Raw genomic sequence first — 14304 nt, forward strand, 5'->3', positions numbered from 1 at the left:
CTTTTTGCAAGAAAACTCGATTTCCGTGTTAATTCTATCCCTGTCATACAACCTGAAAGGGAAAGAGGCTGGATTTTTCAGGTCTGTTTTTGCAATCGCGGGTTGTTATTCTCATTTTGCCACTTCAATATTCTGATCTATACATATGGACAGGCACGCATGATGATGGCATGTTCCGAAAAAATACCTAATGAATTTACTTAAGTGATGATGAAGCGTTTACGCCTCCAGAAAACCGGGATGCAGCGGGTCTGTTTTGAGCCTGCGCGTATCGGCACTGGGGCAGCATGGGTAAGTAATGATCGATATCCTGATTTGTGATGCCCACCTTTATGTTGACCGTGAATGGGAAATTCCTGATGGCTGGATTGCGATCAGGGAAAACCGCGTCCATGCCGTTGGCGCGGCGGGCGATCCCCGTCCCGCAGCCCGTCGGGTCATAAGTGCGCGCGGCCGGCTGGTCACGCCCGGACTCGTCAATGCCCATCATCACATGGTCCAGAACCTGACGCGTTCATACGCGCCGGTCACGCGCTGCAAGCTCTTCACGTGGCTGCAGGGACTCTACCCCCTGTGGAGCGTGCTTGATGAGGAGGCAACCTACCTTTCCACCTACGTGGCCATGGTGGAACTGCTCCTGGGCGGGTGTACCACCTCGATGGACCATATGTATGTCCATCCCCGGCCCCGTCTGATCGATGCGCAGTTCAGCGCGGCGCGTGACATCGGGTTCCGTTTCTACGCGACACGCGGCAGCATGACCCGCTCGGTGGAAGATGGTGGCCTGCCCCCCGGCGCCCTCGTGCAGGATGAAGAGGCCATCATGGCCGATTGCGAGCGGCTGGTCGGCCTGTTCCATGACCGCGCGCCCGGTGCCATGGGGCGGGTGGCCCTTGGCCCGGCATCGCTGTTCTCGGCCTCCGAGCGCGTCATGAGGGAGTCCGTAACGCTGGCCGACCGCCATGACCTGCGCCTGCACACCCATCTGGCCGAGGACATGGAGGAAGATGATTACAGCCTGAGCGTTTATGGCTGCACCCCGACCGAGCATTTCGAGCAGATGGGCTGGGCCAGCCCGCGCTCATGGGTGGCCCATTACATCTATCCGTCTTCATCCGAGATCGACCGCCTCGCGCAGGCTGGGGTGAGCGTGGTGCAGTGCCCCGGCTCGAACATGATGATTGGCGGCGGTAGCGCCGACGTGCAGAACCTGCAGGAGCGCGGCATGCGCGTGGGGCTGGGCTGCAACGGTTCGGCCACGACCGATCATGGCTCGATGTGGATGGAAACCCGCAACGCCATGCTGCTTGGCCGCATGCGGGGTGGCCCGGAATCCATGGGTGCGCGCGAGGCGCTGGACATGGCCACGCGCGGCGGGGCCGCCTGCCTGGGGTGGGAGGACGAGATCGGTCACCTGCGCCCCGGCGCCTGCGCGGATCTTGTTATCTGGCATATGTCCGATGTGGCGCTGGCGGGTGCCCTGACCGATCCGGTCGAGGCCTGGCTGCGCTGTGGCCCCGCCGTGGCGGGCACCACGATTGTCAATGGCCGGATATTGGTTGAGAACTGCGAGCCCTGCCTGCCGGGGCTTGGCGGGATCCTGCGCGATCATGCCCGACAGGCGCGCCGCATCCAGCGCCTCGACTGACGGGGCGGCCAGCATGGAGGCAGCGCCCCCTCCATGCGTGGTCTCACCTCTGTGCGGAACGGGACCTGAAACCATACGTCCTTTTTAAAGATCGTTTATTTTAAAGCATGAATGAAAATCTTCATGTTTTTTCCACAGGGTTATCTTTCTGACTATCCCCGGAATCTGTGGATAAGGCCACGCCCCTCTAATTATAGCGGCAGGGCTGGTTCGTAACCGGCGGCGCATCGGACTGGATCACCATGAGCGTGACCGGGCCATCGCCTATATTGCCCGCATCATGGCCTTTCTTGCCGCGAAAGGGGCCATTGGCCATGGGGCGCACGGCCTGGTCCTCGCCAAACAGGATATCGCCGGGGCCCATTTCCGCCCGCGTGCCATCCATCGCCTGCACATACCACCGCCCCTGTAGCGGAATGATCCATTGTGGCCTGGGGTCGGGGTGCCAGGTGCCATTCCAGTGCGCGGGCTGCACCGTCATCATGATGGTTGCCATCTGCGGGGCCATGGGGTCCTGCCATTGCGGCCCGGCAGGCGGCGACATGCTCTTGAGAAAGAAGGCGTGCACCGGGCAGGTGGCGATGTGGCTCACGCCCCTGTCATCAGCCCAGAGATGCCGGTAAACCCGCTGCGGCGGGGCCGGTTGGGTCGTATCGGGCAGGATGGCGGGCGCTGGTGTCGTGGGGGGGCTCGCAGCCCACGCTCCCATGCCGGGCAGAATGAGCAGGGCGGCGAGCATGAGCGTTTTGCGCATGGACATGACATGCCTCCTTGGCTGGACTGGATGGGCCTGCGGCACGCCTCCGCCGGGTTGTGGCGCGCCGTTGCGCAAGGCACGGGCGCGGCATTCCTTCGGCGGAGGGGGCAGGCTGATGGTGCGGTTTACGGCGTGGGTGCGGCCCCGCCATAGCTCAGGCGATAGAGCGCGCCGGACAGGTCATCGCTGATCAGCACGCTGCCATCGGGCAGGGGCAGCACATCGGCTGGCCGCCCCCATGCATGCTGCCCCTGCCGGAACCCACCCACGAGCACCTTTGGCGTCATGGGTTTGCCATCCGCGCCAAACGCCACGTTCACGACCTGATAGCCCGCAAGCTGGCTGCGGTTCCATGATCCGTGCTCGGCAATGATCAGGTTGCCGTGATAGGCGGCAGGAAACTGGGTGCCTTCATAAAACCGCAGGCCGAGTGCCGCCACATGCGCGCCAAGCAGCAGGGCGGGCGGCGTGAATTCGGAGCAGGCATGCTGCTTGCCGAATTCGGGGTCCGGCACGTTGCCCTGATGGCAGTAGGGGTAGCCAAAGGACTGTCCGGGCGTGTCAAGCCGGTCGAGTTCATCCGATGGCATGTCATCGCCCATATTGTCGCGCCCGTTATCGGTAAACCACATGGTGCCGCTGCCGGGCTGCCATGTAAATCCGACGGTGTTGCGGATGCCGAATGCCACGTCGCGCCGGTCGGTACCATCAGGGGCCATGCTGATGATCTTGCCAAAGTCATGCCCCACGTCACAGATGTTGCAGGGCGCGCCGATGGGTACATACAGTCGGTTATCCGGCCCGAAGGCAATGAATTTCCAGGAATGGTCGCCAATGCGGTAGGGCAGGTTGCCTGCCACGGTTTCGGGCCTGGGCGGCTTGTCGAGGTGGTTTTCAATATCACGCAGCACGACAATGCGCTGTGAGTCGGACACATACAGGTCGCCATCATGGTAGGCTACGCCCACCGGCAGGGTCAGGCCCTCGGCAATGGTGCGCACCACCACCGGGCCGCCCCCATCCACGCCGGTAATGGCATAGACCTTGCCCACCGCCCTTGTGCCCGCAAAGATGGTGCCTCGCGCGCCACGGGCCAGTTCACGCGCGTTTGGCACCTGGTCCGTCACCACGCTGATGTGAAATCCCGGCGGCACCTGCAGGGACTCAGGCTGGGGGGCTGCCTCGGCGGGAACGCACAGGCTGAGTGCTGTCATGCAGGCCATGCCGGAGAACGAAGCGCGAAGAAGGCCGGAAAGACGTTTCATCAGTGGAGAATCTCCTTGAGGCGAATAACGTTCCGATCACGATACGATCTGGCGTATTCTTTCGGCAAGGGCACGCGCTGAATAGGGCTTGCGCTCGACCGGCACGTCGCGCAGTTCGGGCGGGATCATGGTGCGGTCGGCATAGCCGGTGGCGAAGATGAACGGCACGCCCCGCGCACGCAGGATGCGCGCGACCTCAAGCGAGTTTTCACCACCAAGGTTTACATCGAGTATCGCCACGTCGGGCACCCGCGAGCTGATGGCATTCATGGCTTCATAGACGGAGGCGACGGTGCGGACCTGCCCGATGTTGATTTCCTCGATCGCGCTTTCGGCTTCCATGGCGATGAGGAACTGGTCTTCCACCAGAAGGATGTCAGCATCGAGCACGGGATTCTCCTTTGGGGGCAAGGCGTGGGACGAAGCAGGGGGCGCATCCGGGGTTTCCATCTCCGGGGCGGGCCTGACATGGCGGCAGGGCAGGTGCATGACCATTTCCAGCCCGTCGGGATGAAAATGCGCATGGGTGGCCCCGCCAAGTTCATGCGGGAAGCCACGCTCCAGCAGCACCGAGCCAAAACCCCGGTGCCGGGGCCGGGTCATGGCCGGGCCGCCACTCTCGCGCCATGTGATGCACCATTCATCGCGTGCCGGGTCATGCGACCACGCCACATCAAGCCGCCCGCGCGCCTGGCCCAGCGCCCCGTATTTGACCGCGTTGGTGGCCAGTTCATGCACCACCAGCGCCAGCACCGACAGCGCCTGGCCGGTAAGCCAGATGCGCGGGCCGGTGCAGGTGATGAAGCAACGCTCGCGGTAGGGTGCAAGTTCCGCATCAAGCAGGGCGCGCAGCAGGCCGCCGCCATCGCTGCGCACGGCCTGGTCATGCGCCAGCCCCAGCGCGCGGATGCGCCCGCGCAGGCGCTCTACATGCTGGGCGGCGGTCATGTCGGGTTCCACCGGCTGGCTGACCAGCGACTGCACCACGGCAAGGATGTTCTTCACCCGGTGGTTCAGTTCCTCGTTGAGCATGCGCTGGCGCAGGTCGGCATGCGCGCGTTCACGCAACTGCAACTGGTGGTAGGCCCCCATGACCTCGATCAGTGCCGACCGGACCAGCGTTGCCGCCTCCATGTCATCGCCTGACCACGGCAGGCAGGTGCCGGTGACCTGCTGGGTCCAGACCGCAAAACTGCTGCGCGGGCCGAAATAGCCGTCTTCCTCCTCGCTCCGGGGCGGGGCGGCGGGGTCGGCGGCCCATTTCATGCTGCGTATTTCCTCGCCACGGAACACAAACAGGTAATCGCCCGGCTGCGACGAGATCGGCACGATCATCACGCCTGCCGCCTCGCGCACGTAGTCTTCGGCATCGGGGATGTAGGCGGCAAGGCAGCTTGTATGCCAGATCTGGGTGCCTGCGCGGGTGCGGGCGAGTTCCAGCACGGCCGCCATGGCGGCAGGCGGCGGGTGCTGGCCGGTATAGGTCCACTGGCCGCCCACCCACAATGCCGCGCCATCGCACTGCACGAAGGTGAGCATGTCGGTCAGGTGCGCCATGAGGTAGGCGGGCATGTCCGCCACGGGGGCGGCGCCCTTGAGAAAGGTCTCGATCAGCCCGTGGGTCTGGCGCGTCATGTCCAGCCGCTTGGTACGCAGCAGGTTGGTGATCTGGAGCGAGACGAACTCGCCAAACATGCGCGCCACGATGCGCTCGCTCATGTTGAGCACATGGGCGCTGTAGTGATGGCACACGATCATGCCCCACAGGCGGCCATCCACCATCAGCGAGACCGATGCGCAGGCGGCGATGCCCATGCCGCGCATGTAGCTGTAATGGCTTGGCGTGCCCGCGCGCAGATGGGTGTGCGACAGGTCGGGCGGCAGGGGATTGCCCGGCGAGATTACGGGCACGGGCACGGCCGCCACGTCGCCGATGACGCGGATGAGGTTGGTGCTGTACAGCCTGCGCGAGGGGGCGGGCATGTCGGAGGCGGGAAAATGCTGGCCCAGGAAACTTTCTAGGTTGGGGCCGTGATGCTCGGCCTCGACCTTGCCTGACCCGTCCTCGGCAAAACGGTAGAGCATGACGCGGTCATAGCGCAGCACGCCCGAGAGCAGGCGCACGACGGTGCGGAACAGCCGGTCGAAATCGCTGATCTCGCGTATGCGGTCGATCATGGTGCGCAGCAGCGACAGGTGCGCCCCGTCGCGTTCGCTCAGCGCTGGTTCCCATTCCAGCATGATGTCGGGGCCTGCGGTATGGATGGCCACGTCATACCGCCCGCCACCGGGCAGGGCCTGCCCGAAGACCAGGGCCGGCCTGCGATGGGCCTCGCCATGCATGGCCAGCGCGTTGCGGATGTTGTGGGTGGCGTCGCGGCCGATCACGTCGCGCAGCGGCAGGCCTGCCTCCAGCCCCTCACGCCCCAGATGCGCCGGGGCGTTGGCCGACCAGCGCACGATATGCCCCAGCCGCGCATCGCATGCCAGCAGCCAGCCATGGGGCTGGATGCCTTCGTCGCCTGCCTGAGGGGATGCCTGTTCAGTCATGCTGCGTCATTTCCCTTGTGCCCCGGCGGGTCATGCGGTGGGGGACAGAACCGGACAGGGCGGCCTGCCCGGTGGGGTAACGGGACCTTGATTGTGCCATACAGGCTCCTGCATGTGGGGCGGGGTATTATGATAGACCTGCGGTACCGGTTTTTCCAGCAATGCACGCGACCCCACCATTAAGTGAGGTGATGCGCAAAAAGGGTGGAACGCGCTGCGTGCTGCTGCCCGGGGCTGCGTCGGGCCTGTCATCCGTCGCGGTGGAGCCTGGCCGGATATTCCCGCCCTTGCATGCCGTCCTTCCTGCCTGCACGGCCCCTGTTTATTACTGCATCATTGGTACAATGTTTTATACGACGTGGCATATACTCTTTATTAATACAGTCATGGGTATGAAACATCATGCTGGCTGTCACTTATTACAGTGGCCCGGAACATAAAATCAGGTGTCACGATTTCAGCCTCACCCCCGTTCGCTTTCAGCCAGCCGGAGACCTACAGCCAGATGCCCCGCGACATGATAGACGACATGCAGGTAACCGTCCTGCCCGCGCTGGAACAGACCATTCTTGGCGTTGTCCTGATTGATGAACATAACACCGTCACCTTTTTCAACAAGGCGGCGGAAGGCCTGTGGCACTGTTCGCGGCAGGATGTGATCGGGCGCAACGTCAACGTGCTGGTGCCACGCAACATCCGCTCCACCCATGATGACCTGATCCGCCACAACCGCGAGACCGGAATCAACAAGATCGTCGGCACCAGCCGCGAGGTGTGTGTCGAGCGCTTCGATGGCACGACTTTCTGGGCCAACCTCTCGCTGTCGCGCATCGCGGTGGATGGCAAGATCGGCTACATGGCGCTGATCCGCGATATCTCGCAGGAAGTTGATGACCGCGAAAAGATCCGCCTGCTCTCGCTCGTGGTGCGCGAGACCGACCGCGGCGTGGCCATTCTCGACCCCGAATTCCGCATCATCTATGTCAACCGCGCCTTTAGCGACATGTTCGGCTTTGGCGCCGAGCGGGTGACGGGGCATGGCCTGTCGGTCATCCTTGCAGGCGATACGACCGATATCGGCATTCTCAACCAGTTGCACGAGGGCGCGCGCAACGCCAAGGGCTTCACGCTCGATATCCGCGCCCGCCACGCCAGCGGCCGCGATATCTGGGTCTCGGCGGCCATGAACCCCGTGTTCAATGATAGCGGCGAGATCGAGAACATCGTGGTGGTGCTGACCGATATTACCGAGCAGCACTTCCTTGACAGCCTGCAGCGCGACACGCTGGAAGCGATTTCAAGCGATCTGGGCCTGCATGAGGTGATGGACTTCATCTGCCGCCGCATCGAGCATTACATCCCCGATGTCATGCCCGCCATCTACCTGGTGGAGAAAGACGACCGGCTCAAATGCAAGGGCCGCGCCAGCCTGCCGCTCTCGCTGGTCAAGCTGTATGACACGCTGCCCATCGGCCTCGATGCCGCCTGCTCGGGCGTTGCCGCCAGCACCGGCTCCATTGCCGAAAGCCCGGACATTGCCCACGACCCGCGCTGGCAGCACATGCGCGAGCAGACCCTGCATAACGGCATCAAGGCCGCGCGCGCCACGCCCATCATCCTGCGCAACAACCGGGTGGCGGGCGTGTTCACCTGCTACTCGCGCACCAGTTCGCTGCCCGATGCCTCCTGCCAGAAGGCCGTGGCCACCAGTCTGCACCTGTGCACCCTGGCCATAGAGCGGCACGAGGCGAAGGAACATATCAACCGCCTGTCCGACTTTGACCTGCTGACCAGCCTGCCCAACCGCCGCTGGCTGCGCCAGAACATGCCGCGCATGCTGCGCCGCGCCGTGCGGGGCAACCTCATGCTCGTGACCGTGGGCATAGACAACTTCAAGCATATCAATGATGTGTTCGGCCATACGGCGGGCGATGACCTGATCGCCCGCATTGCCGGCCTGCTGCGTGAGGTGCTGAGCATAGACGACACGCTGGTGCGCAGCGGTGGCGACCAGTTCACCATCGTGACCAATGGCGAGCAGCAGCATGCCTCCACGCTCAGCGCCCACATCCTGCGCGTGCTGGCCGTGCCATCGCATATTGGCGATGTGCCGGTCAGCCTCTCGGCCAGCCTTGGCGTTGCAGTTCACCCGGAAAATGGCGAGGACGGCGACACCCTGCTCAAGAATGCCGAGACCGCCATGTTCCAGGCCAAGGCGAATGGCGGCGGGCATTGCTGCTTCTTCAGCCCGCGCATGAACCAGCAGGCCAGCGACCGCCTCATTCTGGCCGCCGCCCTGCGCGATGCCATTGCCCATGACCGGCTGCGCCTGTTCTACCAGCCGCAGGTTCATGCCAGCAGCGGCAAGCTGTATGGCGTGGAGGCGCTCTCGCGCTGGATCGACCCCTCGCTGGGTTTTGTCTCGCCCGCGCGCTTCATTACCGTGGCGGAGGAAACCGGGCAGATCGAGGCCATTGGCAAATGGTCGCTACGCGCGGCATGCCGCCAGATGGCGCAGTGGATTCGCGATGGTGTGGAGGTGCCGGTGGTTTCGGTCAACCTTTCGCCGCTGCATTTCCGCGATGAAACACTGCCGCAGTTCGTGACCGAACTGCTGGCCGAGACAGCCATCCCGCCCGAAAGCCTGACCATAGAAATTACCGAAAGTACCATGATCGACAATTACGAACGCACCATCCGCGTGGCCCAGAAGCTGCGTGAAATGGGAGTTGGCATGTCGATGGATGATTTTGGCACCGGTTTCTCCAGCCTGTCCAACCTTGCGGGCTTGCCGGTCAACGAGGTGAAGATCGACCGCAGCTTCATGACCGGGCTGGAAAGCATCGAGAAGGTGCGTGCGGTGGTGATGGCCGTGGTGCGTATTGGCCAGAGCCTGGGCATGACCGTGGTGGCTGAAGGCGTGGAACATGAAGAACAGCGCCGCCTGCTGGCTGACATGGATTGCGACGTGCTGCAGGGCTACATGTTCTCCAAGCCGCTGCCAGCGGAGGAATTGGCGGCCTGGTTCTCCGCCTATCAGCCAGGCGGCGTGGCCAACTGAGGGGCGCACGGGCGGGCCGCGCTGGCCCGGCCGTGGCGCGTAAAGGATAACCGGAGCGTTGCTGGCATGCGCTTCCTGCCCGCGCTGGACGGGGCGGGGTCATCGCCTTCGCGTGGCAGCAAGGCTTGTTGGGCTTGAAGTTGCCCAGGCATGGTTTGAGGCATTGGACTGTTGATTGGGGAAGATCACGGCTTTAGCCTGCTTCAATAATGACGGAATTTGTAAAAATTCTGCATTACAGCGAAGACAATATCAGGCGCGAGGCCATTTTCAGCTTTCCGGCACAATACCCTTATGAAGATCTGGTCGATTTCATGCTGTTTGACATGCCGGATCGAAAGGCCCTTCGGCCTGATGGTGACGACGGGCTACAAGGTCAGGTCTCGTATGCTGTTTCCTGCTGCCGCAAAGTCAGGGTGCTGGCGGGGGCGTGGGCACCGGATGGATCATACGGAACTGGAACCGATGGATCTATCAGGACTGCGCCATCGGGGATGTTCTGCTTGCAGGTGGATATGAAACCGGCCCGGCCGTCCTGTGTGCATGACACGCGCTTTTGTCCGTGCATTGCGCATATGGGTGGCGCATCTCATGGCGCGGGCAATATGAACCCGTCATGTAATGGCCATATTCTTTATACGTAGGAGATTTATTGTATCTGATACATATCTTATTCTGCTCCGGGGTGCGGGCTTATCACGCAACATATGGCATTTCATTGTGTAGTGGGTTAACAGAGCCATAATGTCTTCACCCCTTGCCTGATAGGGAACGCCACACCGTGAATATTGATGGCCACATCGTACTGCCAGACCGGGTCATGCCGGGGCGTGTCGTGTTTGATACGGCCATTACCGATGTGCGCCCGCTCTCGCTTGTGCCCGATCGCTACATCCTGCCCGGCTTTATCGACGGGCACGTGCATGGCGGCGGGGGGGCTGACATGATGGATGGGGTGGATGCCATCCGCCATATGGGCATGTTCCATCTGGCGCATGGCGTGACCACCCTGCTGCCCACCACCATCACGGCACCGTGGGTTGACGTGATGGCGGCGCTGCATGCCGTGGCCGATGTCATGCACATTGGCATTTATGGCGGCCCCAGCATTCCCGGCGCCCATCTGGAAGGGCCGTTCATCAACCCGCACAAGCGCGGCGCGCAGCCGCCCTTTACCGTATTGCCCACGCCCGCGCGGGTGAGTGCCGTAATCGAGACCGGCGCCATCAAGGTCGTGACGCTGGCCCCGGAACTCGAATTGGTCGATGCGGCCATCCAGAAATTCGTCAATGCGGGCATAAGGGTCAATATCGGTCATACGCTGGCCGGTTACGAGCAGGCGGAGCGGGCCATATGCCGCATATGCGGCATGGGGGGCACGGCAGGGGGCACGCATCTGTTCAACGCCATGCCGCCGGTCATGGCGCGCGCGCCGGGGGCGGCGGCGGCCCTGCTGTGCAGTGACACGGCCTATGCCGAGATGGTGTTTGACACCCACCATGTCCACCCCGCGCTGTTCCGGCTGGCGCATCGGGTCATGGGGAACCGGCTGGTCTTTGTAACCGATGCCATGCGCGCCACCGGCGCGGGCGATGGCCCGAGCGAACTTGGCGGCCAGAACGTGATGGTGGCCGATGGCGTGGCGCGGCTGCCCGATGGCACGCTGGCGGGCAGCGTGCTGACACTGGACCAGGCGCTGCGTAATGCCATGCAGGCCGGGGCTTCGCTGCCGCAGGCGGCTGCACTGGTCAGCACCCATGCCGCCAACTGGCTTGGCCTGCATGACCGTGGCGTGCTCATGCCCGGCCGCCGGGCCGATATTGTGGTGATGGGGGCTGACCTGAGCGTGCAGGAAGTGTGGGTGAACGGCCGCCGTTGCGCCTGAGGGCAATGCTGGCGAACATCCTGAAAAATTTTTGGTCACGGGTCTGTTTTTGAAATAGGCCTTTGTGCCTGCAGGCTTACCAGCACGGCAGCAAAGCCGGAGGCCGCCGCCAGTCCCAGCCCCCAGCGTGGGCCAAAATGATTGGCCACCCACCCCACGACCGGCGCGCCCACCGGCGTGCCGCCAAGGGCTACGGCCAGGCGGATGGCCATGACGCGGCCCCGCATCTCGGGTGTGGCTGAAAGCTGCATCAGGCTGTTGGTGGTTGTAGTAAAGGTCAGGGTTGCCAGTCCCACCAGCCCGAGGGCTGCGGCAAACAGTCCGTAACCGGGGGCGATGGCGGCCAGCAGGCACCCCACGCCAAACAGCAGCGCGCCCGTGCGCAGGGTTGCCATCGAGACCTTTTCGCGACCCGCTGCCAGCACGGCACCCATCATGGTGCCTACCGCCATGCACGCACTCAGCAGCCCGTACTGCCCCGCGCCGACCTGAAACACGCTGACCGCCATGGTGGAAATGAACAGTGGAAAGTTCAGGCCAAACATGCCAATGAGCAGAAGCATCAGCACGATGGTGAGCAGGTCGGGCTGCCGCCACACATAGCGGAACCCTTCCAGCAGGCCCCGTGTGCCCCGCTTTGCTGGGGGTGTCACGGCCCTGCCGTTCAGCGCCAGCAGCGACATGAGCACGGCAATGAACGAAATGCCGTTGAGCACGAACGCCCACCCCGTACCCACCGCGGCAATGCATGCCCCCGCTGCGACCGGCCCCAGCATGCGCCCGGCATTGAAGGAGACCGAATTGAGCGCCACTGCATTGGGCAGGTCATCGCGCCCGACGAGTTCCGATACGAAGGTCTGGCGTGCCGGGCCATCAAAGGCGGCCACGCTGCCAAACAGGAAGGCAAAGACATACATTTCCCACAGCCGCGCCGTGCCGCTGACCGTCAGGATGCCCAGTCCCAGCGACAGGGTACCCATCAACCCCTGTGTGAGCATAAGCAGGGCGCGGCGGTCAAAACGGTCGGCGGCATAGCCCGTCCAGGGCAGGAACAGCAGTTGCGGCGCCATCTGGAAAGCCATGGTCATGCCTACCGCCGTCGCATCATGCGCGGTCAGTTGGGTCAGTACAAGCCAGTCCTGCGCCGTGCGCTGCATCCAGGTGCCAATGTTCGACAGGACAGCCCCGCTGGCCCAGATGGCGTAATGGCGATGGCGCAGCGAGCGCAGGGCGCGGGTGCCAAAAGCGAAGGAAAGCGGCATGGCAGCTTATACGCTCGTCATGCCGGTTTTTTCGTTTTGGGCAAGTCGGCCGCGCGTGCCGTTGGCATGGATGCGGGCATTGCGGCCAGTCATGGCGTAAAGGGGCTGCGGGGAACGGGCAGGGTTATGGGCATGAGACGCCTGCATGAAAAATGAGCGGGAGGGGCCGTCAGTGTGACAGGGATGCGGCAGGCGTCGGGGCATGAAGGCGCGGAGCACGTCGCCTGCGCGACAGATGACCGCGCCGGTTTCAACATGCTGGGGGGCAGGGCACATCATGTGTCTTGTAACGCATTCCGTCAGGACCGGTTCAGCGTAACGAGGGGGATCGTGACGCGTCAAGCCATGTCCATTCTTCATGGGAGTGCCGGGGCCTTTCATCCATCAGTGATGCATTTGTGCTGGCCCGTTTGAAAGGGGCGGCTTAATACTGCCCCGGCCATGCCCTGCCCAGAAGGAACGCTTCCCCCCTTGATGCGCCCGTCCTGCTCCCCCAAAGGCTCCCGCCTGCCATGTCCCGCACGGTCCTGACCGCGTGCCAGGAGCGTGCGCTGGCTGAAATCCTGGCCGCGCGCGGGGTCTCGGCCACGCATCTTCTGACCGGTTACGCGGGCACGGGCAAGACCACGCTCATGCAGCAGGTGGCCCGCGCGCTGCACAAGCAGGGGGCGGATGTGGTGTTTACCGCCGCCACCCACAAGGCCACCGCCGTGCTCAAGGCGCGGGTGGGCAAGCTTGCGCCGTGTCGCACCATTCATAATGTGCTCTCGCTCCAGCCCGGCGCGCAGGATGGCCGTGAGGTGTTGCAGCGCGCCGATCGACCCGAGCCGATCACGGCGGATGTCATCATCATTGATGAATGTTCCATGGTCGGTTCCGAACTCATGCGCTGGGTGCGCGACCTCGTGCCAGACCGCTTCGTGCTGTTTGTGGGCGACCCGGCGCAGTTGCCACCGGTGGGCGAGGCGATCAGCCCGTCCTTCGCCATCCGCTCGGCCTCGCATCTCGAAACCGTGGTGCGGCAGGCGGCGGACAACCCGCTCGTAGCCGCCGCCACCGCCATCCGCGAAAGCCAGGGCGGCCCGCTGGACTGGTCATGGTGCCGCGCCAGCCACCATGAGGGCGCGGGTCTGTTCGTGCCACGCACGCCTGATGCATGGATGCAGCGTGCTTTCACCTCCGATGCCTTCCGCGCCGATAGCGATGCGTTCCGCTACCTGTGCTGGACCAATGCGCGGGTCGATGCCGTCAACCGCACCGTGCGCCGGTGGGTGCACGGGGGCGAGACGCCGATGCCCTTTGTGGCGGGCGAGCGCGTGATTGCCCGTGTTCCGGTCATGGATGTGGAAGGCCGCCGCGTGATGGTGGCCACCAACGAGGAGGCGGAAATTGCCGATATCCGCCCCGGCGTGCTGCGTCATGCCTTTCCCGCCACATCAAAGGTGCCCGGATGGACTACCGACCTGCCGGTGTATGATGTGGTATTGCGCACCCTGGCGGGCGATGAAACACCGGTGGCCATCCTGCGCCCCGGGGCGAATATGGGGGCGATCGAGCAGCGCCTGAAGCGCGAGGCTGTCCTTGAGCGCGCGCGCTGGCAGCACCGCTTCGTGTTCCGCCGCAATATTGGGCGGCTCCAGGCGGTTTACGCCATGACCGTGCATACCGCGCAGGGCAGTACGTTTGGTCGCGTGTTCGTGGATGTGGGTGATATCAGCCGCCGCGCCGCCACCAATGTGCTTGAAGCGCAGCAACTGCTCTATGTCGCGGCCACGCGGCCCACCACGGCCATGATTCTCACCGGCCTGCCCACAGGGGCAACAGGCCGGAAGTGACGGGCAGGGGTGGATAAAGGACTGTTCACGTCCTGTTGTTC

9 protein-coding genes are annotated in these 14304 nt (G+C 63.5%); 5 read left to right on the forward strand and 4 right to left on the reverse strand.

The features are described from left to right. Positions 1-298 precede the first annotated feature (298 nt). Positions 299-1648 (forward strand): amidohydrolase family protein, encoded by a 1350-nt coding sequence (locus QEG70_RS01585; RefSeq protein ID WP_308719033.1) that lies wholly within the window; start codon positions 299-301, stop codon positions 1646-1648. 187 nt (positions 1649-1835) lie between these two features. On the opposite strand, the gene QEG70_RS01590 is transcribed toward QEG70_RS01585, so the two are convergent. The 3 genes from QEG70_RS01590 to QEG70_RS01600 form a co-directional block, all read right to left on the reverse strand. Beyond that, complete coding sequence (locus QEG70_RS01590; protein ID WP_308719034.1) at positions 1836-2408, reverse strand: cupin domain-containing protein; 573 nt, start codon at positions 2406-2408, stop codon at positions 1836-1838. 122 nt (positions 2409-2530) lie between these two features. Beyond that, on the reverse strand, positions 2531-3670 hold the full coding sequence (locus QEG70_RS01595; protein ID WP_374762525.1) for a PQQ-dependent sugar dehydrogenase: 1140 nt from the start codon (positions 3668-3670) through the stop codon (positions 2531-2533). Positions 3671-3706: 36 nt separating this feature from the next. Further along, entirely contained in the window at positions 3707-6220 is a 2514-nt protein-coding gene (locus tag QEG70_RS01600) for an HWE histidine kinase domain-containing protein (protein WP_308719035.1), read from the reverse strand. Between the two features lie 505 nt (positions 6221-6725). On the opposite strand from QEG70_RS01600, the gene QEG70_RS01605 reads away from it, so the two are divergent. The 3 genes from QEG70_RS01605 to nagA all read left to right on the forward strand — a co-directional run bounded on the left by QEG70_RS01605 (position 6726) and on the right by nagA (position 11166). Further along, entirely contained in the window at positions 6726-9281 is a 2556-nt protein-coding gene (locus QEG70_RS01605; RefSeq protein WP_308719036.1) for an EAL domain-containing protein, read from the forward strand. 209 nt (positions 9282-9490) lie between these two features. Further along, positions 9491-9925, forward strand: a complete 435-nt coding sequence (locus QEG70_RS17010) for a hypothetical protein (RefSeq protein WP_308719037.1) — start codon at positions 9491-9493, stop codon at positions 9923-9925. A 137-nt stretch (positions 9926-10062) separates the two neighbouring features. Beyond that, positions 10063-11166 carry an N-acetylglucosamine-6-phosphate deacetylase gene (gene nagA, locus QEG70_RS01615; RefSeq protein ID WP_308719039.1) on the forward strand — a complete coding sequence of 368 codons (1104 nt, stop codon included), beginning with the start codon at positions 10063-10065 and terminating at the stop codon, positions 11164-11166. A gap of 35 nt (positions 11167-11201) precedes the next feature. Here nagA and QEG70_RS01620 read toward each other — a convergent pair whose 3' ends face one another. After that, a complete protein-coding gene (locus tag QEG70_RS01620) occupies positions 11202-12428 on the reverse strand; it encodes an MFS transporter (RefSeq protein WP_308719040.1) in 1227 nt (408 codons plus the stop codon). A 512-nt stretch (positions 12429-12940) separates the two neighbouring features. Here QEG70_RS01620 and QEG70_RS01625 point away from each other — a divergent pair. Beyond that, positions 12941-14263 carry an ATP-dependent DNA helicase gene (locus tag QEG70_RS01625; RefSeq protein ID WP_308719041.1) on the forward strand — a complete coding sequence of 441 codons (1323 nt, stop codon included), beginning with the start codon at positions 12941-12943 and terminating at the stop codon, positions 14261-14263. Positions 14264-14304 lie beyond the last annotated feature (41 nt).

Origin of the sequence: Komagataeibacter xylinus (assembly GCF_031081985.1) — a bacterium.
Lineage (GTDB): Bacteria > Pseudomonadota > Alphaproteobacteria > Acetobacterales > Acetobacteraceae > Komagataeibacter > Komagataeibacter xylinus_E.

What these genes read in the sequence shown, in the direction of transcription:
- QEG70_RS01585 (WP_308719033.1), top strand. Translation starts at nt 299, where the DNA reads ATGATCGATATCCTGATTTGTGATGCCCACCTTTATGTTGACCGTGAA.
- QEG70_RS01590 (WP_308719034.1), bottom strand. Translation starts at nt 2,408, where the DNA reads ATGTCCATGCGCAAAACGCTCATGCTCGCCGCCCTGCTCATTCTGCCC.
- QEG70_RS01595 (WP_374762525.1), bottom strand. Translation starts at nt 3,670, where the DNA reads ATGAAACGTCTTTCCGGCCTTCTTCGCGCTTCGTTCTCCGGCATGGCC.
- QEG70_RS01600 (WP_308719035.1), bottom strand. Translation starts at nt 6,220, where the DNA reads ATGACTGAACAGGCATCCCCTCAGGCAGGCGACGAAGGCATCCAGCCC.
- QEG70_RS01605 (WP_308719036.1), top strand. Translation starts at nt 6,726, where the DNA reads ATGCCCCGCGACATGATAGACGACATGCAGGTAACCGTCCTGCCCGCG.
- QEG70_RS17010 (WP_308719037.1), top strand. Translation starts at nt 9,491, where the DNA reads ATGACGGAATTTGTAAAAATTCTGCATTACAGCGAAGACAATATCAGG.
- QEG70_RS01620 (WP_308719040.1), bottom strand. Translation starts at nt 12,428, where the DNA reads ATGCCGCTTTCCTTCGCTTTTGGCACCCGCGCCCTGCGCTCGCTGCGC.
- QEG70_RS01625 (WP_308719041.1), top strand. Translation starts at nt 12,941, where the DNA reads ATGTCCCGCACGGTCCTGACCGCGTGCCAGGAGCGTGCGCTGGCTGAA.